Source organism: Blautia sp. Marseille-P3087 (assembly GCF_900120195.1).
In the GTDB taxonomy this organism is placed as follows: domain Bacteria; phylum Bacillota; class Clostridia; order Lachnospirales; family Lachnospiraceae; genus Blautia_A.
Map to the genome: position 1 here is coordinate 2,758,001 of NZ_LT635539.1, position 26,436 is coordinate 2,784,436.

The 26,436-nt window shown below is 41.1% G+C and carries 22 protein-coding genes and 2 pseudogenes; 20 read left to right on the top strand and 4 right to left on the bottom strand.

The features are described 5' to 3' along the window. From proC to BQ7344_RS13180, 4 genes are all read left to right on the top strand, one after another. Positions 1–795: a pyrroline-5-carboxylate reductase gene (gene proC / locus BQ7344_RS13165; protein ID WP_072522908.1), complete on the top strand. Its 795-nt coding sequence runs from the start codon at positions 1–3 to the stop codon at positions 793–795. Positions 796–1,045: 250 nt separating this feature from the next. Beyond that, entirely contained in the window at positions 1,046–1,939 is an 894-nt protein-coding gene (locus BQ7344_RS13170; protein ID WP_200793050.1) for a beta propeller repeat protein, read from the top strand. A 110-nt stretch (positions 1,940–2,049) separates the two neighbouring features. Further along, positions 2,050–2,439 (top strand): BlaI/MecI/CopY family transcriptional regulator, encoded by a 390-nt coding sequence (locus BQ7344_RS13175; protein WP_072522909.1) that lies wholly within the window; start codon positions 2,050–2,052, stop codon positions 2,437–2,439. Positions 2,440–2,445: 6 nt separating this feature from the next. Further along, the gene (locus BQ7344_RS13180; RefSeq protein WP_072522910.1) at positions 2,446–4,191 is read left to right on the top strand and encodes a M56 family metallopeptidase; all 1,746 of its coding nucleotides are present in this window, start codon (positions 2,446–2,448) and stop codon (positions 4,189–4,191) included. A gap of 40 nt (positions 4,192–4,231) precedes the next feature. Here BQ7344_RS13180 and BQ7344_RS13185 read toward each other — a convergent pair whose 3' ends face one another. Next, positions 4,232–5,104, bottom strand: a complete 873-nt coding sequence (locus BQ7344_RS13185) for a LysR family transcriptional regulator (protein WP_072522911.1) — start codon at positions 5,102–5,104, stop codon at positions 4,232–4,234. Between the two features lie 274 nt (positions 5,105–5,378). Here BQ7344_RS13185 and BQ7344_RS16990 point away from each other — a divergent pair, with 274 nt between their 5' ends. Together BQ7344_RS16990 and BQ7344_RS13195 are read left to right on the top strand one after the other, a co-directional pair. Next, positions 5,379–6,986 carry a proline racemase family protein gene (locus tag BQ7344_RS16990; protein ID WP_072522912.1) on the top strand — a complete coding sequence of 536 codons (1,608 nt, stop codon included), beginning with the start codon at positions 5,379–5,381 and terminating at the stop codon, positions 6,984–6,986. Positions 6,987–6,992: 6 nt separating this feature from the next. Further along, positions 6,993–7,907, top strand: a complete 915-nt coding sequence (locus BQ7344_RS13195; protein ID WP_072522913.1) for a glycyl-radical enzyme activating protein — start codon at positions 6,993–6,995, stop codon at positions 7,905–7,907. Between the two features lie 761 nt (positions 7,908–8,668). On the opposite strand, the pseudogene BQ7344_RS13200 reads toward BQ7344_RS13195, so the two are convergent. After that, a pseudogene (locus tag BQ7344_RS13200) lies at positions 8,669–8,950 on the bottom strand (ISNCY family transposase); the annotation flags it as partial. A 186-nt stretch (positions 8,951–9,136) separates the two neighbouring features. Here BQ7344_RS13200 and BQ7344_RS13205 point away from each other — a divergent pair. Genes BQ7344_RS13205 through BQ7344_RS13235 form a run of 7 tightly spaced genes read left to right on the top strand, consistent with a single transcriptional unit; the run spans position 9,137 to position 18,298 of the window. Continuing rightward, a complete protein-coding gene (locus BQ7344_RS13205; RefSeq protein WP_015540679.1) occupies positions 9,137–10,489 on the top strand; it encodes a glycoside hydrolase family 172 protein in 1,353 nt (450 codons plus the stop codon). A gap of 37 nt (positions 10,490–10,526) precedes the next feature. Next, a complete protein-coding gene (locus BQ7344_RS13210; RefSeq protein WP_072522914.1) occupies positions 10,527–11,771 on the top strand; it encodes an ABC transporter substrate-binding protein in 1,245 nt (414 codons plus the stop codon). Positions 11,772–11,791: 20 nt separating this feature from the next. Further along, complete coding sequence (locus BQ7344_RS13215) at positions 11,792–12,685, top strand: carbohydrate ABC transporter permease (protein WP_072522915.1); 894 nt, start codon at positions 11,792–11,794, stop codon at positions 12,683–12,685. Between the two features lie 4 nt (positions 12,686–12,689). Continuing rightward, positions 12,690–13,496 carry a carbohydrate ABC transporter permease gene (locus tag BQ7344_RS13220; protein WP_015540682.1) on the top strand — a complete coding sequence of 269 codons (807 nt, stop codon included), beginning with the start codon at positions 12,690–12,692 and terminating at the stop codon, positions 13,494–13,496. A 12-nt stretch (positions 13,497–13,508) separates the two neighbouring features. Next, positions 13,509–15,989 (top strand): alpha-L-rhamnosidase-related protein, encoded by a 2,481-nt coding sequence (locus BQ7344_RS13225; RefSeq protein ID WP_072522916.1) that lies wholly within the window; start codon positions 13,509–13,511, stop codon positions 15,987–15,989. A gap of 22 nt (positions 15,990–16,011) precedes the next feature. Beyond that, a complete protein-coding gene (locus tag BQ7344_RS13230) occupies positions 16,012–17,061 on the top strand; it encodes a LacI family DNA-binding transcriptional regulator (RefSeq protein ID WP_015540683.1) in 1,050 nt (349 codons plus the stop codon). Positions 17,062–17,107: 46 nt separating this feature from the next. After that, on the top strand, positions 17,108–18,298 hold the full coding sequence (locus tag BQ7344_RS13235; protein WP_015540684.1) for a glycoside hydrolase family 172 protein: 1,191 nt from the start codon (positions 17,108–17,110) through the stop codon (positions 18,296–18,298). Between the two features lie 98 nt (positions 18,299–18,396). On the opposite strand, the pseudogene BQ7344_RS13240 reads toward BQ7344_RS13235, so the two are convergent. Beyond that, a pseudogene (locus tag BQ7344_RS13240) lies at positions 18,397–18,913 on the bottom strand (ISNCY family transposase); the annotation flags it as partial. Positions 18,914–18,999: 86 nt separating this feature from the next. On the opposite strand from BQ7344_RS13240, the gene BQ7344_RS13245 reads away from it, so the two are divergent. Continuing rightward, a complete protein-coding gene (locus BQ7344_RS13245) occupies positions 19,000–19,293 on the top strand; it encodes a cytidylate kinase-like family protein (protein WP_083585548.1) in 294 nt (97 codons plus the stop codon). A 228-nt stretch (positions 19,294–19,521) separates the two neighbouring features. Further along, the gene (locus BQ7344_RS13250) at positions 19,522–20,205 is read left to right on the top strand and encodes a DUF6198 family protein (protein WP_072523449.1); all 684 of its coding nucleotides are present in this window, start codon (positions 19,522–19,524) and stop codon (positions 20,203–20,205) included. A 4-nt stretch (positions 20,206–20,209) separates the two neighbouring features. Here BQ7344_RS13250 and BQ7344_RS13255 read toward each other — a convergent pair whose 3' ends face one another. Continuing rightward, positions 20,210–20,683: a DUF1700 domain-containing protein gene (locus BQ7344_RS13255; protein WP_072522918.1), complete on the bottom strand. Its 474-nt coding sequence runs from the start codon at positions 20,681–20,683 to the stop codon at positions 20,210–20,212. 231 nt (positions 20,684–20,914) lie between these two features. Between BQ7344_RS13255 and BQ7344_RS13260 the strand changes: the two genes are divergently transcribed. The 5 genes from BQ7344_RS13260 (at position 20,915) to BQ7344_RS13285 (ending at position 26,434) form a co-directional block, all read left to right on the top strand. Continuing rightward, entirely contained in the window at positions 20,915–22,519 is a 1,605-nt protein-coding gene (locus BQ7344_RS13260) for a xylulokinase (RefSeq protein ID WP_072522919.1), read from the top strand. 81 nt (positions 22,520–22,600) lie between these two features. Continuing rightward, the gene (locus BQ7344_RS13265) at positions 22,601–23,296 is read left to right on the top strand and encodes an L-ribulose-5-phosphate 4-epimerase (protein WP_072522920.1); all 696 of its coding nucleotides are present in this window, start codon (positions 22,601–22,603) and stop codon (positions 23,294–23,296) included. A 696-nt stretch (positions 23,297–23,992) separates the two neighbouring features. After that, positions 23,993–24,484: a hypothetical protein gene (locus tag BQ7344_RS13275; RefSeq protein ID WP_143143566.1), complete on the top strand. Its 492-nt coding sequence runs from the start codon at positions 23,993–23,995 to the stop codon at positions 24,482–24,484. Between the two features lie 272 nt (positions 24,485–24,756). Further along, entirely contained in the window at positions 24,757–25,548 is a 792-nt protein-coding gene (gene surE, locus BQ7344_RS13280; RefSeq protein WP_072522923.1) for a 5'/3'-nucleotidase SurE, read from the top strand. A gap of 22 nt (positions 25,549–25,570) precedes the next feature. Beyond that, positions 25,571–26,434 carry a YitT family protein gene (locus BQ7344_RS13285; RefSeq protein ID WP_235816120.1) on the top strand — a complete coding sequence of 288 codons (864 nt, stop codon included), beginning with the start codon at positions 25,571–25,573 and terminating at the stop codon, positions 26,432–26,434. Positions 26,435–26,436: the final 2 nt, after the last annotated feature.

Below are 26,436 nucleotides of genomic sequence, written 5' to 3' on the forward strand. Positions count from 1 at the left end.
ATGAAGATTGGTTTTATCGGTTGTGGAAATATGGCGACAGCCATTTTAAAAGGAATTCTGAAAAGCAGTGAGGTGGCAGCAACAGATATCATTGCATCTGCCAAATCAGACAAAACCCGTGAAAAGATTGAGAAAGAACTGGGTATTCAGAAGGCAGACACAAATGCACAGGTTGTGGATTTTGCAGATGTTGTTTTTCTGGCAGTGAAACCGCAGTTTCTGGAAGAAGTGCTGGATGAAATCAAAGATAATGTAAAAGAAGGACAGATTTTTATTTCCATTGCACCGGGTAAAACTTTGCAGTGGCTCGGGGAACATCTGGGAGAAGGGACAAAAATCATCCGTACAATGCCAAATACACCGGCGATGGTCGGAGAAGGCATGACAGCTCTTTGTGTGAATGATCTGGTGACAGAGGAAGAGACAGCGCTGGCAGTAAAACTCTGCAATACCTTTGGTAAGTCAGAAGTGATCCCGGAACATCTGATGGATGCAGTGGTTGGAGTTTCAGGAAGTTCTCCGGCATATGTATTTATGTTTCTTGAGGCGATGGCAGATGCAGCGGTTGCGGATGGAATGCCGCGTGCACAGGCATATAAATTTGCGGCACAGGCCGTACTCGGAAGTGCGAAACTGATGCTGGAGACAGGCAAACATCCGGGCGAACTGAAAGATATGGTATGTTCACCGGCAGGAACGACGATTCAGGCAGTACGTGTTCTGGAAGAAAAGGGACTGCGCAGCGCAGTGATCGAGGCACAGTTGGAGTGCGTAAAGAAGGCAAAAGGAATGTAATTTTTCTGAGAAAACAAAAATAGCAGGTACGAGATTTTTCCACTGTAATAGAAAGCCGACAGTTACTTACTGTGAACGGGGAATATTACAGTGGATTTTTTTTACATATCGAGGAGATGGCAGCGGTACGGCGAGCGTCTAAAAAATTCTACAATTGTAGAAAAAAAGAATTGACAGGAATATTCTACAGATGTAGAATAAAAACAACTTCTACAAAAGTAGAAAATAAAAGTCAAAGGGAGAATCTATTATGAAGATGAAATCTGCAAAATTAATGACACTGATGACAGCTGTGGCGCTGGGCATTTTTTCCGGTGGAAATGTTATGGCCGCCGGGAATGGTGATTTTTATATGCAGCCACCGGCAGATTCCGGATGGCAGAAGGCGAATACGGAAGGGGCTTATGCAAGTTACACAAATGGCAGTGATTATATAATTGTCTATAAATATTCGGTGGATGATGATAAGGTGGAAATTGCCAGATGTGATGATACATATGAGGCATGTTATCAGACGATTTATTCTGAGGGAAAAAGCTTGTATATGGCGGTTGGATATGCAAAAGATGCAGATGATATCAGTGAAGTAAGAAAACTGATAGAGGACATTTCCTATCCGGGAAATCCGTCTTCTGCAAGGCAGGAAAGTGATGCAGTTACTTATGGTTCTACATCGGAGAATGCATCTGACAGCCAGAGTGTGGGAGCGACCTCTTCTTCTTCAGATGCAGAAGGAAGTGACTCGGCTGGGGAAAGTTCTTCAGAAGGAAATGCAGATGTTCTTTCTACAACTACTCTGACATTATTTGACAGCAATGGAAACAGTGTTTCTGTAGACAGAATCATTTATACAAACTATGACAGTGAATATATCGGTGATGATGGAACAGTCTACACAACCGACGATGAGATTTATTTTACAGACCAAAATGGTAAAACCTGGCAGGCATTGAATGATGATACACATTATATGGGAGCAGAGCTTGAACAGCACACCCTTACAGATGCAGACGGCAACAGCGTGACAGTTACACAGACTACAAATGGAAATTACTATTTCCGCGATGATAATGGGACAGGATTTACTGATAACGGTGACGGAACATGGAGTGATGAGAATGGAAACAATTATACAGAAAACTGATAAGTGAGTTGTTTCATTGTGGAAAGGAAACAGTTGTAATTGGTGGCGGATATGATACAATTAAACTGATCCTACATTTGTAGAAATTAGTAACAGAGGGAGACGAAAAAGTGAAAAAAACATATCAGAGGCTTCCGGAATCAGAACTGGATATTATGCTTGTTCTGTGGAATGGCACTCCGCCGATGACGCGACCGGAGATCGAAAAAGTAATCAATACCAGAAAAAATCTTGCACCGACAACAATCCTGTCATTGTTGACCAGACTGGAATCCAAAAATTTTGTAGAAGTGACCAAGCAGGGAAAAATGAATCTATATACGCCGTTGATTTCACAGACAGATTATCAGGCACATGAGAGCCAGAGTGTTCTTGAGAAACTTTATGGAAATTCACTGAAAAAATTTGTAACATCCCTTTATCAGGGGAAAAAAATCAGTTCGGAAGAAATTCATGAGCTCAGCGATTTTCTTAAGGAGATGGAAGACAGGGAGGAATAGTGGATTGTGGAAGTATTTGTTTTGCATATTCTGAAATTAAATATTATTGCGGCAATTGTGATTTTACTTGTGAAATTGCTTGCGCGTCCACTTAAAAATAAAGTATCAGCCAGGTGGAAATATTTCATATGGATGTTTGTCGTGCTCAGCCTTCTGATTCCGATACGTTTGCCGGCTGCATTTTCGATTGTGGATTTTAAAGTGCAGCAGTCTGTCACGGAAAGCAGTGGTCAGAGGAAGGTGCAGACTACAAAGGTCTCTGATACTGCACAGCCTGTGAGTGAAAATATACAGAATTTCGCAGGAGTTTCCATTCAGAAGCCACCGGCTATTCATGAGAATGGTAAATGGACGGGAATTGCAGCAGGTATTTTTCTTACAGTCTGGCTGATTGTTGCAATTCTGAAAATGGCAGGAGAATTTGTGGCGTATTATCTGTCAGTGAAAAATCTGGAGAGAATGAGTCTTCCGGTCAGTGATCCGGTAAGCATTCAGATATACAGAAAGGCATGCAGAAACAGACATATTCGAAAAGCTCCGGAGTTGAGGCAGAATGCAGGACTTACAACACCGCTTCTGGCCGGGCTTTTTCGTACAAGACTGTATCTTCCGGCAACCGGTTATTCGGCAGAAGAACGAAAACTTGTATTCTATCATGAACTGACACATTATTACCACAAAGACCTCTGGTATAAGATGCTTCTTCGAATCGGTGCTTCTGTGTACTGGTTTAATCCATTTCTTCTTCTGATGTTGAAGGAGGCAGATGAAGATATTGAGAATCTGTGTGATACGGCAGTTATACACAGCGTGAACAAGAAGGAATGCAGTATGTACAGACAGCTGCTTCTTCGAACTGTTGCGATGGATAATCAGGTTCCGTATGTAACAGCGAGCCTGAATGACAGCGGAATGGTATTCAGGGACAGAATTATGTATATGATAAATATACGAAAGCTTCGAAGAGGAATCCTTCCGGGAATTATGATGGCGGCGCTTTTAGCAGGTGGTAATCTGGTGTTTAATATTTCGTCAGAACTAACGGAAGCTGCAGTGTCTGCCGGTACGGAAAGAACCGGTCAGGCAGAGGGGAATGAGATTCGTAATGAGAATCCGATGCAGCAGACAGAGAAGACTTCTGAACTGGTAGATATGCAGGAAATCACGGAAACACAGAGCGGGCAGGATGATACAGAAGTAACGGCTACAGAGAATATGTCACAAAATGTGGAAAAATCCACAGAAAAAAATGCTACGGAAATGTCATCTGTATCTGACGGGGAAAACAATGCGCAGGCAACGGAAAATACAACCTCTGAAAATGATTATCCTACCGATGGTGATGGCTATTATTATGAGCAGCTGCCGGACGGAGTGCCATACACCAGTGGATTCAGTGGTTCTTCCGGAGTTGCATCAATCGTGGCAGCTGGCGAAGGTGATACCGAATCCAGAGTTCTTTACGATAACGGAAACGGAACTTATTCTGATGATAATGGCTTCCGTTACAGTTATCAGGGAAATGGTACCTGGGCAGATGCCAATGGAAATTCCTATAGTACATGGAATGATGAGAATTATAATTCCGGAATCGAACTGAAGCAACGTGAGCTTCAGGGCGTCAATGGAACGGTGGATATAAAAGAGACTACAAACGGTGATTATTATTATCGTGATTCAAACGGTGTAGGCTATACCGACAATGGTGATGGTACCTGGATTGATGAGAATGGAAATACTTATACGGAATAGAAATATCCCGAGTGAGTCACACGTTAACTGATACTAGAATTTAAAAAGTATTTATATGTTCCTGAATAGCAGCGATGAACTGCTGTGCAGCAGGAGAGAGACCGGCATAGGAACGGATACCGATACCAAGTTCTCTGGAAAAATTGGGTTCCAGAGGCAATGCCTGAATCTGGGCACGTGCGTTTCCGATGACAAGATTTGGAAGCATGCTGATTCCGAGATTATTGGCAACCATAGAGATCACCACATGATCATCCATGGAGGAAAAACGGATATCCGGTTCGATGCCGGTTTCTTTCAGTACCTGATGGATGTCATAATCGACACCTTCCGCGGAAATAACGAAAGGCTGATTGGCCATTTCTGTGATTGGGAAAGCTTTTTTTCCATGCATATCCATGTCTTTTGGGAGAATGGCCATCAGAGGATCTTCGTACAGTGGAATCCATTCCAGAGAATCTACATTCCATTTGCTTAAAAGTCCGAAATCTGCGCGGCTGTTTTCTACCCAGTGAACGATGTCATCAGTTCCGCCTTCGAGAAGTTCGATTTCGATTCCGGGGAATTTCTGCTGATATGTATGGATCACAGTGGGAAGCCAGCTGCGCCCGATGCTTGCAAAAGAAGCAATCGTAAGATAACCTTTGGTAAGTCCGTTCAGAGAACTGACGGTCTGCTCCAGCTGTTCGTTGACGGCAAGAAGCTGACGTACCAGAGGAAGGATCGCCTCGGCATTATGGGTAGGGACGACACCCTGTTTTGTTCTGACAAACAGTGGAAAACCGAATTCAGATTCCATGGCCTTCAGGATATGACTGACACCGGGCTGGGTGTACCCCATACGTTCTCCGCTTTTTGTAAAATTTCCTGTGTCGGCAACATCTGCGAAAAGTGCATATTTACTGATGTCCATAAAATCACTCCCTCCCAAAATAAAAAGAGGACACACATTGTCTGTGGTCCTCCATCGGTTATTGACATTATAGCGGATAAAGGAAGCATTTGCAATATCTGTAAAAGTTTTTGGCGTCATTAAAATTTGGAATGGCAGGGATAAGAAAGTGTTTCTTTACTAATGAAAAGCGGTTTTATATAATAAGATAAAATTATATAAAGTTTATGTCCGGCAAAGATGTCTGTAAAAGATGTCTTTGCTTTTTTACGTTATAGGAAAGGAAGGATGTGCAATGGGATTTCAGCCAAAAGTTCTGCCATATGCCTATGAGATCAAAACAATTGATTCGCATACGATGGGAGAATCAACCAGAATCGTTTATGATGGATTTCCGTATCTTCCGGGAGATACCATGATGGAAAAAAAGAAATATCTTATGGAAAATTATGATTTTCTCCGTTCTGCATTGATGCTGGAACCACGCGGACACAGAGATATGTTCGGGGCTCTTCTGACACAGCCGGTTCATGAGGAGGCGGATTTCGGTGTGATCTTTATGGACAGTGGAGGTTGTCTGAATATGTGCGGTCATGGAAGTATCGGAACTGCATCCATGGTGGTGGAAACGGGAATGGTTCCGGCAGAGGAGCCGTACACAGAAGTAGTTCTGGATGCTCCGTCAGGTCTGATCCGTACCAATGTCCATGTAGTAGATGGCAAGGCGAAAGAAGTCAGCATCCTGAATGTTCCGGCATTTTTATATAAAGAAGATCTGTGTACAGAACTGGCGGGGGTGGGAGAAATTCATTTCGACATATCTTTTGGAGGCTCTTTTTTTGCACTTGTAAATGCCAGAGAGATCGGGATTTCTCTGGAACTTCAGAATGTAGAAAAATTGACACAGATCGGAATAGAATTGAGAGAAAAAATCAACCGTACAGTGGAAATCAGACATCCGTATCTGGATATCACAACCGTTGACCTGGTTGAGTTTTATGATACGACAGAAAATGAACAAGCTGATCTGAAAAACTGTGTGGTTTTTGGCGATGCACAGGTAGACAGAAGCCCATGTGGTACAGGAACGAGTGCCAAAATGGCTGCATTGTATGCAAAAGGAAAGATGAAACCCGGAGATACGTTTATTTATGAAAGTATTACCGGTTCTCTGTTTAAAGGAGAGATCGCGCAGGAGGTGGAGATCGATGGAAAGAATGGTATCATTCCTAAAATTACCGGAAGTGCCTATATTACCGGAATTAACAACTGGATTCTGGATGACGATGATCCGCTGGAATGTGGATTCCTTCTGGGAACAATGGAAGAACAGGAGGAAAGTGTGCGCTCCAGGATCGTGCGTGCGGCGTGGAGCCTTTTTGGAGAAAAAGGATACAAAGACACCTCAGTAGCAGATATTATAGAAAGAGCAAAAATAAAAGAATCGGAGTTCTACGAATGCTTTACTGAAAAAGATGAACTTCAGGATACAATGGGTGATTTGTTTGACCAGAAATATGTGGATTTGATGGTTTCCATGAATCCGAGATTCAGTCAGTATGAAAAACTGGTTTATCTGAATCAGGCGTTGTTTGGGCTGATTGAGGAACAGGTTCCTTTTGATTTGGTAAGTCATGTTTATATGAGCAGAGATCAGGAGGGGCAGAATATGCTGGACAACAGTCGTTTTTATTATCATCTGATTCCGCAGCTGATTGAGGAAGGGCAGAAAACCGGCGAATTCAGTAAGGAAGACAGCGCGGAAAATTTGGCGGATAATTATGCTTCTCTGGAACGGGGAATGATCTATGACTGGTGTCTGAAAGGCGGCAGTTATAGCCTGAGGGAAAAAGGTAAGCAGCTGCTTCCAATTTACCTGCAGTCGCTGCGAAAAGCAGGGTGAGATATAATGGAAAATTCTTTGATCACAAATATACAGAAATATTCGATTCATGACGGGGAAGGTACAAGGACAACAGTATTTTTTAAGGGATGTCCGCTTTCCTGTAAGTGGTGTCACAATCCGGAAACGCAGTCGTATAAAAAAGGATTACTGTTTTATGCGGAACGATGTACAGGATGTAGAGCATGTATGGAAGAATGCCCACAGGATGCGGTTTCTGTTAAGGATGGAAAAGTGTTTACGGAGGCAGGCAGATGCACTGGATGTGAAACATGTATTGACATTTGTGTAAATAATGTGAGGGAAATCTGCGGAAAAACATATGGAATACAGGAACTGACAGCAGAACTTCAAAAGGATCAGATATTTTATGAAACTTCCCACGGGGGCGTGACATTATCCGGTGGAGAAGTTCTGGCCAGGGATTTGGATTATGTGGAGAACCTGATGAAATGCCTGAAGCGAAGGGGAATCCGGATCAATGTGGACACCTGTGGAGCCGTGCCGTGGCAGGCGATTGAAAGGGTACTTCCTTATACAGATGTATTTTTGTTTGATACTAAAGTTATGGAAAGTGAAAAACACCGGTTTTATACGGGAAGAGATAATAAGGAAATTCTGGAAAATCTAGAAAAACTGTCAGCTGCCGGAGTCGGAATCTGGATCAGGATTCCGGTGGTTGGAGGTGTGAATGACAGCGAAGAGGAGATAAAGTTAATTGGTGAATTTTTGAGAGATAAGAGGATTCGGGCGGAGCAGGTGAATCTGCTGCCGTATCATAATACAGGGAGCGGGAAGTATGGAAGAGTCGGGATGGAGTATGAGGGAAAAGATTTTTATACACCGGATGAGGCGGAGATGAAATTATTGCAGAAAACACTCCAAAATTATATAAATTATCCGGTATACATCGGTGGATAGAAATGGGGTAGCTGTAAAAAAATGTTAATTTGAGAAAATGAATTTACGCCGGAATCGACAGGAACGGTTTCAGAAACAGCTTCATCGCCCAGTTTCTCTAAACAATTGATTTTCTGCTAAAAGCATTCACAAAAACTGCAAACTCGCGTACCGCTCAGACAGTGCAGTTTTTGTTCATAACACAGAAAACAAATTGTAAAGAGAAAACAAGGGCTCTTCCAGAGGTTTCCGACCCCATTACTGCCGTTCCGGACACAATATACATTGTAGAAATTCCATTCCATTTCTTTTAGCCGTCCCATTTGAATATCCAGCCAATGAAGAAAAATTCCCGCACCCGAAAGCAAAACGACCCACCACCTCCGACCTCGCGGAGCGAGCCACAGACAGGGAGGAACCATTGAGGACTGGGGAACAAGAACAGAACATGGATGTATGTACCGGTATCTGAAATTTTCTGCAAGAGTTTTTAGAAGTTCTTAGATATGTTCTGACTGTGTTATTCATAAAAGCCGGCTCTGTTTGAGCGATAGCGAGTTTGCCTGCTTTTATGAATGTTTTTAACAGTCAGGTTATATCTTAGTACTTCCAAACTCTGAAGCCTTTTTCAGATACCGGTACATACAATTCATGTTCGTAAATTGTCCCCAACATCAACCGTGACGACAACCATGAAAGGAGAACTATATGATAAAAAAGTGGATATCTGCCAGTTTTAGGCGCACTCTAATAAGCCCCTGGCTTTATGGAGTTGGTAAGTCCTATGCTATGAGAGGCTTTACGCTTCGAATGTATTCATGATGGTTGATTTTGTCTGCAAGAACAACAGTAATGAGTTGTGTGATGCCGGCAAGAATCAGATCTGCATGCAGAGTCTTTTTATTTTGAGTCCGGCGCCCTGCAAGACACAGATTATCCTTGAGGTGATTGATATCTCTTTCCACTACAGTCCTGATTTTATAGGTATCATCCCATTCTTCGGTTCCACGGATTGTCCCGGGATAAGCACGAAGGTTCTTTTCAGGATATATGTATATCATACAATCATGCAAGCATGAACAGATTTTTGATCTTTTTCCTCTGATATCATAAAAAAACATTAACAAAATTTGTAAAACAATATTGTTGAAAAATGATAATTGACAAATTTGAAGTTGATGATATACTAAACTCATAAAAACGTTTGCGCAAACGATTGCTTACAGAAAAATATAATTAGGAGGAAAAAGATGCAGAAAAATAATATGTCTTTTTTAAAAAATCTTACAACAGTTGCAGATGCGAGAACTGCCAGAGCTTCCAGCTGGGATCAGAGTGGAAGAAACAAAGATTACTGGCTGGTAAATGCAGGCGACACAGCAGTTATGGCAGATATTGAGGGACCAGGCTGTATCAATCATATCTGGGTGACAACCTTTTGCAGAGAAATCCTTGGTCCGTCTATCCAGCATCCGGTTCTGAGTGGTTCTGTTGCACCGGTAACTGAGATGGAAAATGCAGAAGGTGTTAACTGGGAGCTTAATGATCCAGATTACTATCGCAAGGTTCTGATTCGTATGACCTGGGATGATTTTGAGGGTCCAAGTGTGCTGGCACCATTGGGAGATTTCTTCTGTATTGGTCATTCCATGCCGTCAAGTTTTTCGTCTATTCCTTTTAATGTATCTTCAAGACCTTGTGAAGAGCTGACTTTTGGTGGAACTGCTTCTATGAACTGTTATTTTCCGATGCCTTTTAACAAACGGGCCAAAATAGAGGTGATCAATGAAAATGAAAGACCACTTGGTCTGTTTTTCCATATTGATTATGAGCTTTATCATGAAGAAACTCCGGATATTGCTTATTTTCAGGCCGCTTGGAGACGTGATCTGCCATGCAGTGGATGGGGAAATGATCTTTGCGTAAACTCTCCGGAAGTTAACAGTGTTCCTAATCTTGACGGGAAAGAGAATTTCCTGATGCTGGACACAAAAGGACGTGGTCATTATGTCGGTTGTAATCTTTCTGTACTTCATTTCCAGGGAAGCTGGTGGGGAGAAGGCGACGACATGATTTTGATCGATGATGAAGAAGAACCTAGCATTAATGGAACAGGTGCTGAGGATTATTTTAACCATGCATGGGGAATGCAGAGAAATCAGTCACCTTATAATGGTACGATTATGCATGACGGAGATACAAAAGGATATCAGGTATCTTACAGATTCCATCTTACAGATCCAATTCATTTCAAGAAACATATTCAGATCAGTATGGAACATGGCCATGCAAATCATCTGTCAGATGACTGGGCATGCACAGCGTACTGGTACCAGGCAGCTCCTGTTACTGCGGTAACCATTCAGCCGGTAGAAGAGAGAATTCCGCTTAAGAGAACTTTTGATATTCCGAAACCGGCTCATCAGGTGGAACTTACACCGGAGATGCAGGAAGCTTACAGAAGCCGAAATGAAAGAATGGAAAAATTTAAAGTTGAAAAGGCAGAACAGATCAGACTTAATGCAGCAAGAACAGCACCGTCAGAAGCAGGAAACAAAGAACTGGCTCATAAAGTAAAAGAAGAATTTGACAAAGAAAAATGAATAAGCACATGGTGCATTAAAAAATGGAGGGTTTTTTATGAAGTTAAAAAGATTTTTATCAATCATTATGGCTTTGAGTATGACTACAGCGGTATTTACCCCTGTATATGCAAGTGAAGAAAAAGAAAAGCTTACTCTCTGGGATTTCCATAATGGCTCTGAGGCAGAATCTGTCCAGAAAATGGTTGATGAATATAATCAGTCACAGGATAAAGTGGAAATTGAATATTCAAGTGTTAATCAGACAGATTATACCACAACACTTGTGACAACCGCATATGCAAATGGTGAATGCCCTGATATTCTCTGGGTAGAACCGGCAACTTACAAAAAATTCACGGAAGCAGGAATGTTGGCAGACCTTTCTTCCTACTATACAGATGATCTGAAAAAGGATATTCTTCCCTCATACCTTGAAGCGGCAACCGGAGACGATGGAAAAATTTATACATTGCCATTTGAGTGTGAGACTCTTGGACTGTTTTATGATGCGGATGTACTTAAAGAAGAAGGCATTGAACCACCGACAACGTGGGAGGAACTGAAGAGTGCAGCTGAAAAACTCACAACAGATGACAGATATGGAATCGTTCTTCCGGTAGAAAAAACAGCATATACACTGTTTAACTGGTGGCCATTTATGTGGATGGATGATGCAGATATTTATGATGCTGATGGTAATGTAACAATTGGCAGCGACAATATGGCAGATGCCCTTGATTTCTGGGGATCATTTTATCAGAACGGATACTGCCCATCATCATTACAGAGCGGCCCATGGAGTATTGATAATATTGCAAATGGCGTAGCTGCTATGCAGATTGGCGGAACCTATATGATAAATGCAGCAGAAGAATACAACAAAGATGGACATAATATTGGAGTTGTACCGCTTCCGACACCGGAAGGAAAAGATGCTGTAACTGTCGCAGGAGGACAGATGCTGGGAGTTTCCAGTCAGAGCAAAGATGTTGATGCAGCAGCTGATTTTATTTTCTGGTGTTTCGGAAGTGATGATACAACTAATGCCGTAAAATGGTGTACAGAAACTAAATTTGCATATCCGGTACGTCAGTCCATAATCGATGAAAATAAAGACCTTTTCCAGGAAGGTATAAAGACAACCTTTACTGAATTTTATGACACAGCAAGACCTGAACCACAGTATCCAACTGAAGTATCAGATATTATGGGGGATACACTGCAGGCTGTAATGTTTGGAGGAAGCTCAGGTGAGGAAGCAGCAAAGGATGCACAGGAAAAGATTGAAGCATTAAAATAAAACACAAAAGAGGTAGAATTATGAAGCAGAAAGGAAAAATATCCGGTAAAAAAATGAAGCAAATGCTTGTAACATATACATTTGTTCTTCCTGATTTTATTGGTCTTCTGGTTTTTATTATCATACCAATCATATATTCGTTTTATATGAGTTTATATAACTGGAATTTTGCGAATATAAAGGAATTTATTGGATTACAGAATTATGTAACAATGTTTAGTGATTCTGAATGGTGGCAGTCTCTGGGAAGAACCTTCAAGTTGACTTTAATGTATGTTCCGGCATTGTTTATCTTGTCCATTCTGTTTGCGGTTCTGATCAACTATGTCAAGAACGAAAAAGCGGCTGGATTTGTAAAAACAGCTTTTCTGCTTCCATATTCTATCACATCTGTAATTGCAAGCTGTCTGTGGATGTTCCTTTATATGGAAAGAAGCGGATTTATCAATGTATTTTTGAAGGCAGTTGGACTGAAGGGAGAAAAGTTTCTGGGGTCCACCTCTCAGGCAATGGTTTGTATTGCGATTGTTTTGATATGGATCAATCTGGGCTACAATATTATTCTTTTTCTCTCAGCAATAAAAGACATACCTTATAGTTATTATGAAGCGGCAAAACTGGATGGAGCCAATTCCTGGCAGGTTTTCTGGAAGATAACGTTTCCATTATTGAAACCTACAAGTGTTTTTGTACTGATCACATCGGTGATTGCATCCTTCCAGTGTCTGGATCTTATCATGGTAATGACCGGAGGCGGGCCGGCAAAATCCACAGAAGTTGCCAGTCTGTATATCTACAAACAGTCATTTGAAATGATGAAGGCTGGATATGGAGCCGGATTGTCAGTTGTAATGTTTCTAATTCTGACAGTGCTTGCCGTTATCATGTTAAAAATAAATGGAAAGGAGGAATGATGATATGAAGAAAAAAACAAATAACATACTTGCAGTAATTCTTATAGTATTGGGAATTGTAATGTTGTTTCCGATTTACATTCTATTTATGGTCAGTTTTAGAAATGAAAAAACTGTTTTTGTAGGATCACTGATCACAGCATCTCCTTCTTTTGAAAGTATAAAATCAGCGATAACACCGGATTTTCTTGTTGCAATCGGTAATTCATTTCTTATTGCAGTAGCAGTTACGATTATTGCTTTAATTCTTCATTCAATGTGTGGATACGCATTTGCAAGAATGAATTTTCCGGGGAAAAAGCCGATGTTTACAGTGATTATCAGTACTTTGATGATTCCTGTATCGTCTATTCTTGTACCTTTGTTTATGATATGTAAACAATTAGGAATTACAAACAGCTATGCTGGAATTCTGTTACCGGCATTGTTTAATGCTTATGGTATATTTTTGTTCAGACAGTTTTATATGAGTTTCCCTGTAGATCTTGAAGAGGCTGCAAAACTGGATGGCTGTTCTACCTACAGAATGTTTTTCACAATTATTTTTCCACTTTCACGACCGATCATTATTCCACTGTGTATTGCCTTTTTCCTGGGTAACTGGAACAATTATCTTTGGCCGTTGATCGTAAATAAGAAACCGGAATATCGAACAATTATGGTGTATCTCGCAAATATGGTTGGAGGCTATAACACGAAGTGGAATGTGGTTATTGCAAGTGCAATGCTGGCCTGCTTGCCGGTATTTCTGATATCGCTTTTCCTGCAAAGCCATCTGCAGAACAGCATAAAAATGTCAGGCATCAAATAGGAGGGAAAGCTTGTGGAAATCAGAGAAAGTTATGAAACCAGAAGACGCGAAGAAGAATACAGGGCAGCTCTGGAAAAATCAGTACATTATTTTAGTGGGAACAGCTATATTACAGAACTCAGAAAAATGGGTTATGATCAGGCAAAACTGCAGGTAGAATATGAAACAGAAGAATCTGGAAAGCAGATAATCTGCAGTGCAGCAGCAGAAACAAAAACATTTTTTGACACAAAGGCTACAGAAAAATTCAGTGCAAAAAATAGTCTTTTTAAATGCGAAGATGTGAATATTTATGGTGATATCAGGCAAATTTACAGCCTTGAAAATAATGGTAAAAAGACAGTTTACGGCTTGACAGAATCAGATGGGATACAGAACTATATCACCATTCCCTATGTTTCAGGAGAAGACGGGAAAGTATATGAAGACATTTCCTCTCATAGAATCTGGAAGCGTGAATTTAGTGCAAAAACATCAGATCTGGACTGTGCGCTGAGATTTCGTATCGCACCGGATATCTGGCCGAATATAAAAATCAAAGAAGCAGATTTGTCACCTGAGGATATTTTTGCACATGCTTATGAAGCTATTTTTGATATAGAAACAAAAGGTAAAAAACAAGTGGAAATTCAGCTCCCTTATCAGACATTTTACTGGAATTCTGATACGGAAATGCTTATATGCGGAAAGTACCAGATTGAAATAAAATGCGATGAAAAGCTGTCCTTTGTAGCAGTATTTGACCAGTATGTAACAGAAATTATCGCAGGTGATAAGGTGCTGGTACTGCTGAATAATCTGACCAATGAAGCAAAAGAAATCAGTGTTATTGATATCAGTGGAAATCTTGGAAAAATCCGAGTTGGAGAAAATAATGATCCACATATCCATGTGGTGACAGAGAAAGAAACAGAGACTGAGATTACTGTATATGGACTGAGAGGTTTGGCATACAGTAAAGAAGCAACAGAAGCATTGAGAAGAAAAAAGAGCGAAGACAGGCTTATCTTCGCAAATGACAAGTTTAAAGTTTATGATAATCATGTTGAAGATATCTGTTATGGGAAACCGGATGCGTATATCATAAACTCAGAAGAAATTGTGTCAGCAGACAGGATTCTTGAAGAATTTCAATGGAGAAAAACAAAATGGGGCGACATGACAAGAAAGTCATGGAGAACAGACAAGTGGACAGCAGATAGGAATCTGAAAAAATATCCTATACTGAAATCCAGTTCTGATATTCTTTCCGCAACATGGAATCTGGCGATGACAGTCTTTGACCGTTGTACCGATGGCGGATATGCACTTCCCGGACAGGAACATATGTGGCAGGCAGGACTCTTTCAGTGCAAAGGGGAGGGTTTTGGAGTCTGGCTGAGGGATTCTGTGCATATAGCGATGCGTGGCGGCAGTCTGATCGATCCGGAAACAGCAGGGCGTTCCCTTTTGTATGCTATAAAAAAAGGATTTGACAATGGAAGCGACGGACCGGCAATGGGGGCTGTCGGATTGTGGGATTATTATCTGGCTACTGGCGACAGAAGCTTACTTGAAGATGGATATGACGTACTAAGAGAAACAATGATAGAGATTGAAAACAGATATAATGAGGAAAAAGGTCTTGTACGTGCAGAACAGTCTACTTCTAATGATGCTTTTCCCGAACCGGAAAATGCCGGTTATTCCCTGGGCAGTGAATGCTATTACATGAAGGCATATGATTCCATGGCAAAAATAGAAAAGCTTTTGCATGGAGAAAATGAAAATTCTAAAAAATGGAGTAAGGTTTCCGAGCAATTGCGTGAGAAAATTCGCGAGGAATACTGGAATGATGAGGCTGGATACTTTACCAGCGGACCAAAAGGCAGTGAAGCATATGAAAAGCAGATCTGGGAGACTTCTGGAGAGGAAGCTGCTCTGTGGGATAAGTTCCAAATTGCAACACCAAAACAGCGAAGAGAAATCCTGAACAGTGGAATACATACTGCAATGACACCATATGGAATCCGCTTGTTCCCTCACAGGAAAGAGCGTAACCATTTTGTGGGACCGGTATGGCCGGTATGGGAATCCGGATTTGCTTCTGCGGCAGCTGAAACACAGAACAAAGAACTTTTGCTTACAATGCTTGCACAACAGATGAGAACAGCAGTTCTCCATAAAAACTTTCATGAAGTTCTTGAAGCTGATACAGGGAAATCCTGGAGATGGCCGGGACAGCTCTGGCATGCCTGCGGATTTGCCGCACAGGTTTTATATGGTATTTTGGGAATCAGCTATGATGAACAGGGCCTGAGATTTCAGCCATGTGTTCCAGAGGCCTTTAAAGGACTTGAAATAGAAAATCTGAATTACCAGTCAGCAAAACTAACTGTCAAAACAAGTGGCGTTGGAACTGTGGAATATGTTATATTTGATGGTGAAAAAGTTGATTTTATACCATATGGTCTTACTGGAAATCATATAGTCCATATAAAGCTGAAAAATTAATATGAACAGAGAGTGAAAGCATATGAAAGCAAAGATTACAGATGTGGCTCAAAAAGCCAACGTTTCCATATCCACAGTATCGCATGTGTTGAATCACACACGTTTTGTATCCGAAGAGACCAGAAAAAAAGTCATGGATGCAGTAGAAGAATTGGGATATTCACCGGATGCATCTGGCAGAACTTTTCGCACCGGCAAAAAAATGATGATAGGACTTGTTGTACCAGATATTACAAACTCCGTTTTTGCTGCACTTATTGAAGATGTAGATGATGTGATATCAAAACAGGGATATAATTTGGTTATTTCCAATACAAGAGATAATCTTAGAATGGAAAAACAGGCGTTAAGAAGTTTGGCATCAGGTGTTGTAGACGGAATTGTGATTGCTTCTACGGCAGAAGATTTTCAAACAATAAAGAGCCAAATGCCAGATAAGTTTCCACTGGTATTCATGGATCGAGTGTTGCCAGATCGAAATTATGACAGTGTTATTTTGGATTGTCGGGAGGCAACTGCCAAAATGCTGGAAGAAATGATTGGAAATGGATTTAGAAAGATTGGTTTTCTGGTCGGTCTGCCACAGATTAGCCCAACATATGAAAGGGTAAGTATCTATCAGGAGATTTTAAATAAGCATGGCATACCGGAAGAAGAACAATACATCCGGTACATCAATCGTAAAAATAATACGTATGATGTAGCCAGTGAGTTGATTGAAAAAGGATGTACAGCGCTTATAGCGACAAACACAGCAATGACTCACAGTGTGCTGAATTGTGTGGAAGACAGAGGGTTAAAGCTCGGAGAAGAGATAGTTATAGGTGGCTTTGTAGATTCTGATTTTGCAAATCGCTTTATGCATAAGATTCCGGTAGTTTATGAGCCGATGAAAGAAATGGGAAAACTTGCAGGAGAGATGATCGTAGAAAAAATAGAAGATAAAAACGAAAAATTTTCTGTAAAAGCGCTGCTATGTGAATATGACTCTAATAACTTTTACAGAAATCAGGTAGCGAAATACAAAGTAACAGGAAACACAGACACCACACAGACAAAGAGTATGCTGTAATGAAAGTTGACATTATATCACCTTTCAGACAAAAGAGAGGTATTTTATGTTAGAAAATAAATTGTTTAAATTTGAAGAGGGTGTTGTATCAAGATGGGCAAGCTATGAAAATCCAGATGGTGCAAAAGGTGCTGGTGGAACAGTGAGAAATGGCAGAAAAGGAGCTCCTTGGTTTACACTGAATCCAGGAGAGAGCCGGGTTTTAGCTCATGCTGAAAATACAAGTGGTATTATCCGACGCATGTGGATTACAATTAGTGATCAGACCCCAGAAACTTTGAGAGGAATAAAATTGGAGATGTTCTGGGATAATAGCGAGAAGCCTGCAGTAAGTGTTCCATTTGGTGACTTTTTCTGTGTGGGATTGGGAAAAGTTGCAACATTTAAAAATGCATTATTCTCAAATCCGGAAGGACGTAATTTCAGCACCTATATTCCAATGCCATTCAAAACAGGTATGAAAATTTTAGTTACAAATGAATCCAGTGTTACGATTAAGCATTTTTACTATGATATTGATTATACACTGGGTGATAAGTTCACAGAGGATACTTTGTATTTCCATGCTTTCTTTAACAGAGAAAATCCTACACACATGAAAAAAGATTTTGAATTGCTTCCATACATTGAAGGAAAAGGAAGATTTTTAGGCACTAATATGGGTGTTCGGTGCAATAAAAAACTGTATTCAGATACATGGTGGGGCGAGGGTGAATTCAAAGCGTATATTGATGGCGATACTGATTATCCGACCATATGTGGTACAGGTGTAGAGGATTATATTGGAACAGCATGGGGACAGGATTATTATTATGATCTGTACTGTGGCTGCCCGGTATATGATAAGGAGAATATGGAATTGTGCTGTTACCGTTTCCACATTCCGGATCCTATTTATTTCAACAGTAATTTTAAAGCAACGATACAGCAGATAGGTGGAGTTGACAGAGATGATTATTTCCATCATGCTCAGTTGCTGTATAAGAATAAGATAGCCAATAATCAGGTGATTTCTGTTGATGGAGATCCTATAGATTTTGCTGATATTCCAATGCTGAATGGTATCCCTCTTTTATTTGAAAGGGAAGATGACTGGTCATGCTGTACTTATTTCTACTTAGATAAGCCTGAAAATAATTTACCGGAATTAATGGATGTTTCCGAAAGGACGAAAGATTTAGTTGCCCGCCCTGGCTTTATGGGAAAATATCCACAGGATATGCCGCTGTTTCGTTAGCAGCCGGTAAGTGAAAATTATAAGTGAAAGCTTATAAGACTTTCCTGCAATGTCTGATATAATGATATTCAGATACTGTAGGAAAGTTTTTTTACTTTAGATGGATCGTGAGGACAGCAGGGAATGCCGTTTTCATTTACAGTATAGTCAATCCCTTCTATGGTGAGCTTTGTCTTCAGGGGGATAAAAGCCTTCTGAAATCCAATTTCTTCAAAGAGGGTCTTGTAGATTTTAATGGCATCAAAGGCGGCATCTCCAAGATTTGTATTCATCTGGAGAATCAGATTTCTTTTCAACAACGATATCCGGATGAGCCTGAAGGAAGTCTTTGTTATAAAAAGTAATGTCACGGACGATGCCAAGACCATTTGTAATGATGCCAAATTTATAGGCGTAACAGAAATGTCCATTGATGTACATCTGCTGGATTGCCTGATTGGAAGTCGCATGAGTCGGCATGGAGCCATAAGCTGCTTTGTAAGGATCATAGGAATCATCAAGGTTATGGGATTTTTTGAAAGCCTTTAGCTGCTTGATAATGCGGTTTGCGTATTTAGAATTATTTTCTGTAACCCAAGCTTCAATACCGGAGGTATCAAAGATTGTCATGGAAGCTTTATTTTTAACAAGAAAAAATGCCGTGTTTATGCAGCTTTTTGCGTTTCGTAAACGCCTAATAAAAAGATGGATGTGCGGATTACATTTTCCGTGATCACAGAAATGTTTTAAATATATATATCTATGCACCGGTAGATGCACGTTATAAAAACTGTGTGGAAGTACTTAAGATGAAACCGGAAGAAGCCACAAAAATGATCTATAAGGTCGACAAGGCGCGAACAGCATATCACAAACGTTATGCAAAGTATGCCCCGGGAGATCCGGACAGCAAACAGATCATGATCGATTCCAGTATGCTGGGAGTAGAGGAACGGCGGAAATTCTGGCAGAGATCGTGCGAAGGAGATTTGGGCTGTAGAGAGCGTTATGTGTAAACTATTTGTTCTGAATTGTAAAACCAACAGGTATTCGCTGCAGTAAGAAAAGAAAATGTAGATGAAATCTTTGTGAAATGATGAAAGGCAGCAGACATTGTAAGAATAAAAGTAATTGAAAGCAATGGTGCAGAATTAGATAAAAAAATTTTTCCTCTTTAAAAACAGATGCCAGGGTGCTAAGATAGGCAGGGCGAAAATCAATTATTACGGAGGAAATATAAATTGATAGAAAAAAACGAGACACAAAAGAAAAAAGATCTGCCAGTGCTGCGGGGTGAACTGGCATTGCTGGTGGTTGTACTGATCAACAGTCTGGGCGTTGTGCTGATGCTGTATTCCGGATCCGGAATTTCTGCAATCTCCAGCGTACCATATGCATTCTCAGAAGTATTTACGAAGGTTTCCCTCGGCACCTGGACCTATATTTTCCAGGGACTGCTGGTATTATCCCTGATGATCATGCGAAAGAAATTTGTCGCACCGTATCTTTTCAGTTTTGTTGTTGGATTTGCATTCAGCGAAATGCTCGATGTACATGAGATGTGGATTAATGTGCTGCCGACAGCAATCGGATACCGGGTCATTTATTTCATTATCAGTTACCTGCTTCTCTGCATCGGAATCGCACTTTCCAACCGCTGCGGTCTGCCGATCATTCCGACAGACCTGTTCCCGAGAGAGCTGGCAGATATCACGAAAGTACAATACTCCAGAATCAAGATAGGATATGATGTTACCTGTCTTACAGTAACTGCACTGATGACCTTAAGTATCCTCGGACATCTGGACGGACTCGGAATCGGTACGATCCTTGCCGCATTTACCATGGGAAAAGTAATCGGAATGATCGGTGACAAAATGGATCAGCATGTAAGGTTCGTATCCTTTATGACAAAGAAAACAGCATAAAAAGCTATTGTTTACGAAACTGCGAAACGATGTACATAATTACACCGGCAACGATCACAACCGGGATCAGGATACCGAGAATCGTAACCAGCAGAAGTAATACGACAGCAGCAATCAAAATGACAGCAACTTTACCGTACCATGTGGAAAGATCCAGCTTAAAGCTGTGCTTCTTAACATGCCCCCGGGCGGAATCGGAGCTGTCATATTTGTTATAATCGGAATCTGCTTCATTGTATGTAGCAGAATATGTGCTTCCGTTCTGCGGATTGCCGGCACCGACTTCTGTATCAAGAAGCGTCCGGGCAATCAGGCGGGGGTCTCCGAGATCATTTAAAATATCGGTTTCGGTACGGCCTTTTTGCTGTTCGTCTTCGATATAATTGCGATAATACTGCACATGAGCAGCAACACTTCCTTCCGGCATCTGACCGGAAAGCTGATTATATAAAATATCAAGAAATTCTTTTTTACGCATCATTTATCTCCATATGCAATGAATTTAGATCAGGATTCACAGTTTTTCAGACTGGCAATATCATACCACACATATCCACACAGGCAAAGAGATTGAAGTATTAAATTTTTCTAAAAATAGAAGAAACAAAGTTGAGTTTTTCAGAGAATTGTTGATGTTTCGATTGGAAAATATTATAATAAAAATAAGTTTTTGTAAGGGATAAAACAAAAATCAGGGAGGATTTACAAAATGAGTGTAAATGAAGCAAAGACAGCAATTTTAAATAATAAAACAGCGCTTGGAATCGAGTTTGGATCGACCAGAATCAAAGCAGTTCTGGTTGATGACAAGTATGCTCCGATCGCATCCGGAAGCTATGACTGGGAGAACCGCTACGAAAATGGTATATGGACATATTCTCTGGAGGATATTCATAAGGGCCTGCAGGGCAGTTACAGCGACCTTGTGAAGGATGTAAAGGAAAAATATGATGTGGAGCTTACCAGTGTCGGAGCACTCGGAATCAGCGCCATGATGCATGGTTATATGCCGTTTGATAAAGAAGGAAAGCTTCTGGTACCGTTCCGTACATGGAGAAACAATATCACCGGAGAAGCATCTGAAAAGCTGATGGAACTTTTCCAGTATAATATTCCACAGAGATGGAGTATTGCACATTTGTATCAGGCAATCCTGAATGGAGAAGAGCATGTAAAAGATATTGATTATATGTGCACTCTGGAAGCATATATCCATCGTCTTCTTACCGGAAGAAGAATACAGGGTATCGGTGATGCGGCAGGTATGTTTCCGATTGACTCCACGACAAAAGATTATAACCAGGAGATGGTTGAGAAATTTGACAAACTGGTAGAGCCTTATGGATTTCCGTGGAAACTCCGTGATATCATGCCGGAAGTCATGGTTGCAGGACAGGATGCCGGTACTCTGACCGAAGAAGGTGCCAGAGCTCTTGATTCGACAGGCAAACTGAAAGCCGGTATCCCGATGTGCCCGCCGGAAGGTGATGCAGGGACCGGTATGGTAGCGACCAACAGCGTAAAACAGCGTACCGGTAATGTTTCAGCAGGTACTTCTGTATTTGCGATGATCGTTCTGGAAAAAGCGCTTTCCAAACCATACAAAGAGATCGATATGGTAACGACACCGGTCGGTGATGCAGTTGCCATGGCACATTCCAACAACTGTACTTCTGATCTGAATGCATGGGTAAATGTATTTAAAGAATTTGCAGAAGCAATGGGTATGGAAGTGGATATGAACAAACTGTTTGGAACTCTTTATAATAAAGCTCTGGAGGGTGATCCGGACTGTGGTGGACTTTTGTCCTACTGTTATTTCTCAGGAGAGCATATGACAGGATTTGAAGAAGGAAGACCGTTGTTTGTACGTTCTCCTGAAAGCAAATTCACACTTGCAAACTTTATGAGAACGAATCTTTATACCTGTCTCGGAGCAATGCGGGTAGGTCTAAATATCCTGATCGATCAGGAGCATGTCAAGATCGACAGACTTTTAGGACACGGCGGACTGTTCAAGACCAAAGGTGTAGGACAGCAGATTCTTGCAGATGCAGTGAATGCACCGGTATCTGTTATGTCAACAGCAGGTGAGGGCGGTGCCTGGGGTATTGCGCTTCTGGCTGCTTACCTTGTGGACAGGAAGGACGGCGAGACTCTGGATGAGTTCCTGGATAACCGTGTATTTGCAGGAAATGAAGGAAGTACACTGGATCCGGAACCGGAAGGTGTCAAAGGATTTAATGAATTTATGGACAGATATCTGAAGGGACTGCCGATCGAGAGAGCAGCAGTGGAATCTAAAATCTGGTAATAAGATAAAATGAAGATTGAGAACGTAAGTTGCTGCGAGAGAATGAATGGTGACTTACGTTCTTTAATAAAGGAGAAAGAGATGCTCGAAAAATTAAAAGAAGAAGTTTATAAAGCTAATATGGATCTTCCGAAATACGGACTGGTCACATTTACATGGGGTAATGTCAGCGGCATTGACCGTGAAAAGGGATTGTTCGTAATCAAGCCGAGTGGTGTGGAATATGATAAACTCAGACCGGAAGATATGGTAGTTGTTGACCTGAATGGAAACAAAGTCGAGGGTGAATATAATCCGTCATCAGACACACCAACCCATGTGGTTCTGTATAATTCATTTCCGAATATCGGCGGAATCGTACATACACACTCTGAATGGGCGACGAGCTGGGCACAGGCCGGGAGAGCGATTCCATGCTATGGTACGACTCATGCGGACTATATTTACGGAGAAGTTCCATGTGTACGTAATCTGACAAAAGAAGAGATTGAGGAAGCATACGAAAAGAATACGGGTGTGCTGATCGCAGATTATTTCAAAGACCTTGATTATGAAGCTGTTCCGGCAGTACTTTGCAAGAATCATGGACCGTTTACATGGGGCAAAGATGCACATGAGGCAGTTCACAATGCAGTTGTGCTTGAGGAAGTGGCGAAGATGGCATGCCGCTGTGAACTGATCAATCCGCAGGTAAAACCAGCACCGCAGGAACTGCAGGATAAACATTACTACAGGAAACACGGGGCGAATGCATATTATGGACAGTTAAAAAAGTGATAAAGGATTCCCGGTGAGAAGGGAAGGATAAAGTGAAGACTCCAGGAGGAGGGCTGCATGTGAAGTATTCTCTGGAACTGGCTCAAATCAAAAATTCTAAAGTATCAGGAAGTACAGAACTTTGCTAAAAACGATACAGAAAAGTGCTGAACTCGCTGTCGCTCAGACAGCAGCATTTTCTGTATCAACGCAAAAACCTGTACCTTCCGATACTTGGACGAATTTTTTCAAGTGAGCCAGCTCTGGAGGATACTCACATGCAGCTCGCACGCTGGAGTCTTTCTTTTTATCCAGCCATTTCTCGCCGGACTTTATCTGGGGTAGCGGAACGCGGCCCCGGGGCTTCCCTGAGGCTCCGAAAATACAGGGAGGATGGTGGAGATTTCTCGATAACTGGCTGTAAAACAAAAACTCTGCACAAAGATTGTCTGACTTCTGCAAGAGTTCATGGAAGTACTTTGAGATGGAATGTCTGCGTTATGTATCAAAAATATATTGTCTGAGCGTCAGCGAGTTATATATTTTTGATGCATGTATTTAGCAGACAGAACATATCATTAGTACTTCCGGACTCTGAAGCTGTCAGCACATCTTGTGCAGAGTTATATTGTTTATAGTCCATTATCGAATATCACACCGTAAAGTCTGTATTTCCGGAAACAGGTCCCCGATGGTTAAAATATGAATTATTTCTTCTTGAAATGTTTTAGAGCAAATAGTACTATAAATTCAAAGCATATTTTCTATAAGTCTGAGGCATATGAAAATCTGATTGGGGAACCGAGACTGGAATTAAAAGTAGTTACCCTGAATATCAATGAAGGTCACAATAATGAACTGATGGAACAGTGCCAGATATTGAGAGAATATGCACAGTATGTGGCACGGGTATGTAAATATGCAAAAGAGATGGAACTGGATACTGCGGTCAGACTTACAGTGGATGAGTGTATTCAGGAGGGAATTCTTGCAGAATTTCTCAGGAAAAACAAATCGGAGGTCATTGCGATGAGCATATTCGAGTATGACAAAGAAGAGGAAGAGAAAAAACTTCGGAAGGCGGAGTTTGAAGCTGGTGAAGAGAGTAAGGCAAAGGAAATTATTGGGTTGATGTTAAGTGCTGGTGAGCCGGTAGAAAAAATAGCCCAGTATACAGGCTATACCATAGAAGAAATACAAAAGTCATAAAGGATTCCCGGTGAGAAGAGAATGATAAAGTGATGACTTCAGGAGGGGCTGTATGTTAAGAATCCAGTGGATACTCACATGCAGTCCGCACGCTGGAGAGGAATTTAAGATTTCATTTTTCAGGCTGTGCAATGTATTGAATTTGATTGACACAGTAATCAGACAGATGCTATAATTTATCTATAGAAAACCGTAGAGAAAGAGAGAAAGGTATTCCTGACACTAGTGTGTTGAGAATGCCTTTTTTCTGCTTATGAAGCAGGAGAACACCTATGAAAAAACATAAGATTATGATTACAAACGATGACGGAATACAGTCAGTGGGATTACGGGCGGCGGTGATGGCTGCAAAAGAATTTGGAGATGTTATAGTAGTAGCGCCGGTAACACAGCAGACAGCAATGGGAAGGGCATACCCAAGAACAGAAAATGCGGGAATCATCCAAAAGGTAGACTATGCAATGAAAAATGTAGAAGCTTATGCGGTGAATGGATCTCCCGGGTATTGTGCCGCCTTTGGATTGATGGAGATTATGGAGACACCACCGGATCTGGTGATTAGTGGAATTAATTTTGGCTGCAATATGGGGCTGGCACTGACATGCAGCGGTACGCTAGGAGCAGCATTTGAGGCAAGCAGTGAGGGTATACCTGTTATGGCTGTTTCATTAGAAACAAAAGCAGAAGATATTATGGCCACTTCTTCCGAGTCAGTAGGTTTCGGTAAGGCAACGGAAGCAACAAAGCTGTGGATTGGAAGAGTTCTGGAAGAAGTATATGAAAAGAAAAACGAAGCATATCGTTTCCTTAACATTAATATTCCGGCAGGAGACATTGATGTTAAAGGCTATCGAATGACGTTTGTAGAAAACCAGAATTATTATGTGCTGCGCAGACCACCTGAAAGAGACTGGAGTAAGCCATATTGTTTAAGCTTTTCAATTGATGTTGACGAGGAAAAGCTTCACAGGGGAAGTGACATCCAGACAGTCTGTCAGGACAGGCTTATATCTGTGACACCGATAACTATGGATATGACAAGAAACACATTGAGCAGATTCTGATAAAGCAGAAGAGGGCAAAGGTATGGTGGAAAAACTGAAAAAAGTAGGACTTATGATACTGAGCTGTGTTTTGTGCAGTATTGCTGTAAACTGGGTGGCGCTGCCTAATGGCTTTCCGGTGACAGGAATCGCCGGAATATCTATGGTACTCGAAAACTGGACAGGTATTAATTATGCAATCATATATTATGGGATTACACTTCTGATCCTTGCTGCAACTTTTTTTGTACTTGGGATAGCAGAGGTGAGAAGTATTCTGTTTTTGTCTGTATTGTATCCGGCAGTTTTGTGGATATTGAATCATATGACAATATCTGTTGTTTTGGAGGAAAGACTGATCGCGGTAGCTTTGTTTGGTGTGTTGTATGGCGGAGGTGCCGGGATTGTTCTCAAAATAGGCTATTCTTATGGTGGGATGGATACACTGTCAAAGATATTAAAAAAGCTGTTTTTCAAAAGTGGTGAAATCAGGTATATCATGTTGGGCGCTGACAGCTGTATCATGTTTTTCATGCTGACAGTTTTTTCGTTAGACAAGCTTGCTTATGCATTTGTAGGGCAGCTTATAACGGTAAATGTAATGAATTATATTATATTTAACGGTCCATCACTTTATGATGTTCAGATCATAGGAGAAGAAACGTCAGAAATTCGGAGATTTATGATCGAGATCCTGCATAAATCTATGACAAGTCATGAGGTTGTCGGAGCATACACGGACAAGACAAGAATTCAAATGGACTGTGTATGTACATCCGTGGAATACGTGAAATTAAAAGAATTTATATTTGAACAGAAAATAGAATGTTTTATAAAGGTAACGCCACTGATTTCTGTATTTGGGGCAAATAAGGATTTCCGAAGGCTGAAGGATGAAATATTATAAAA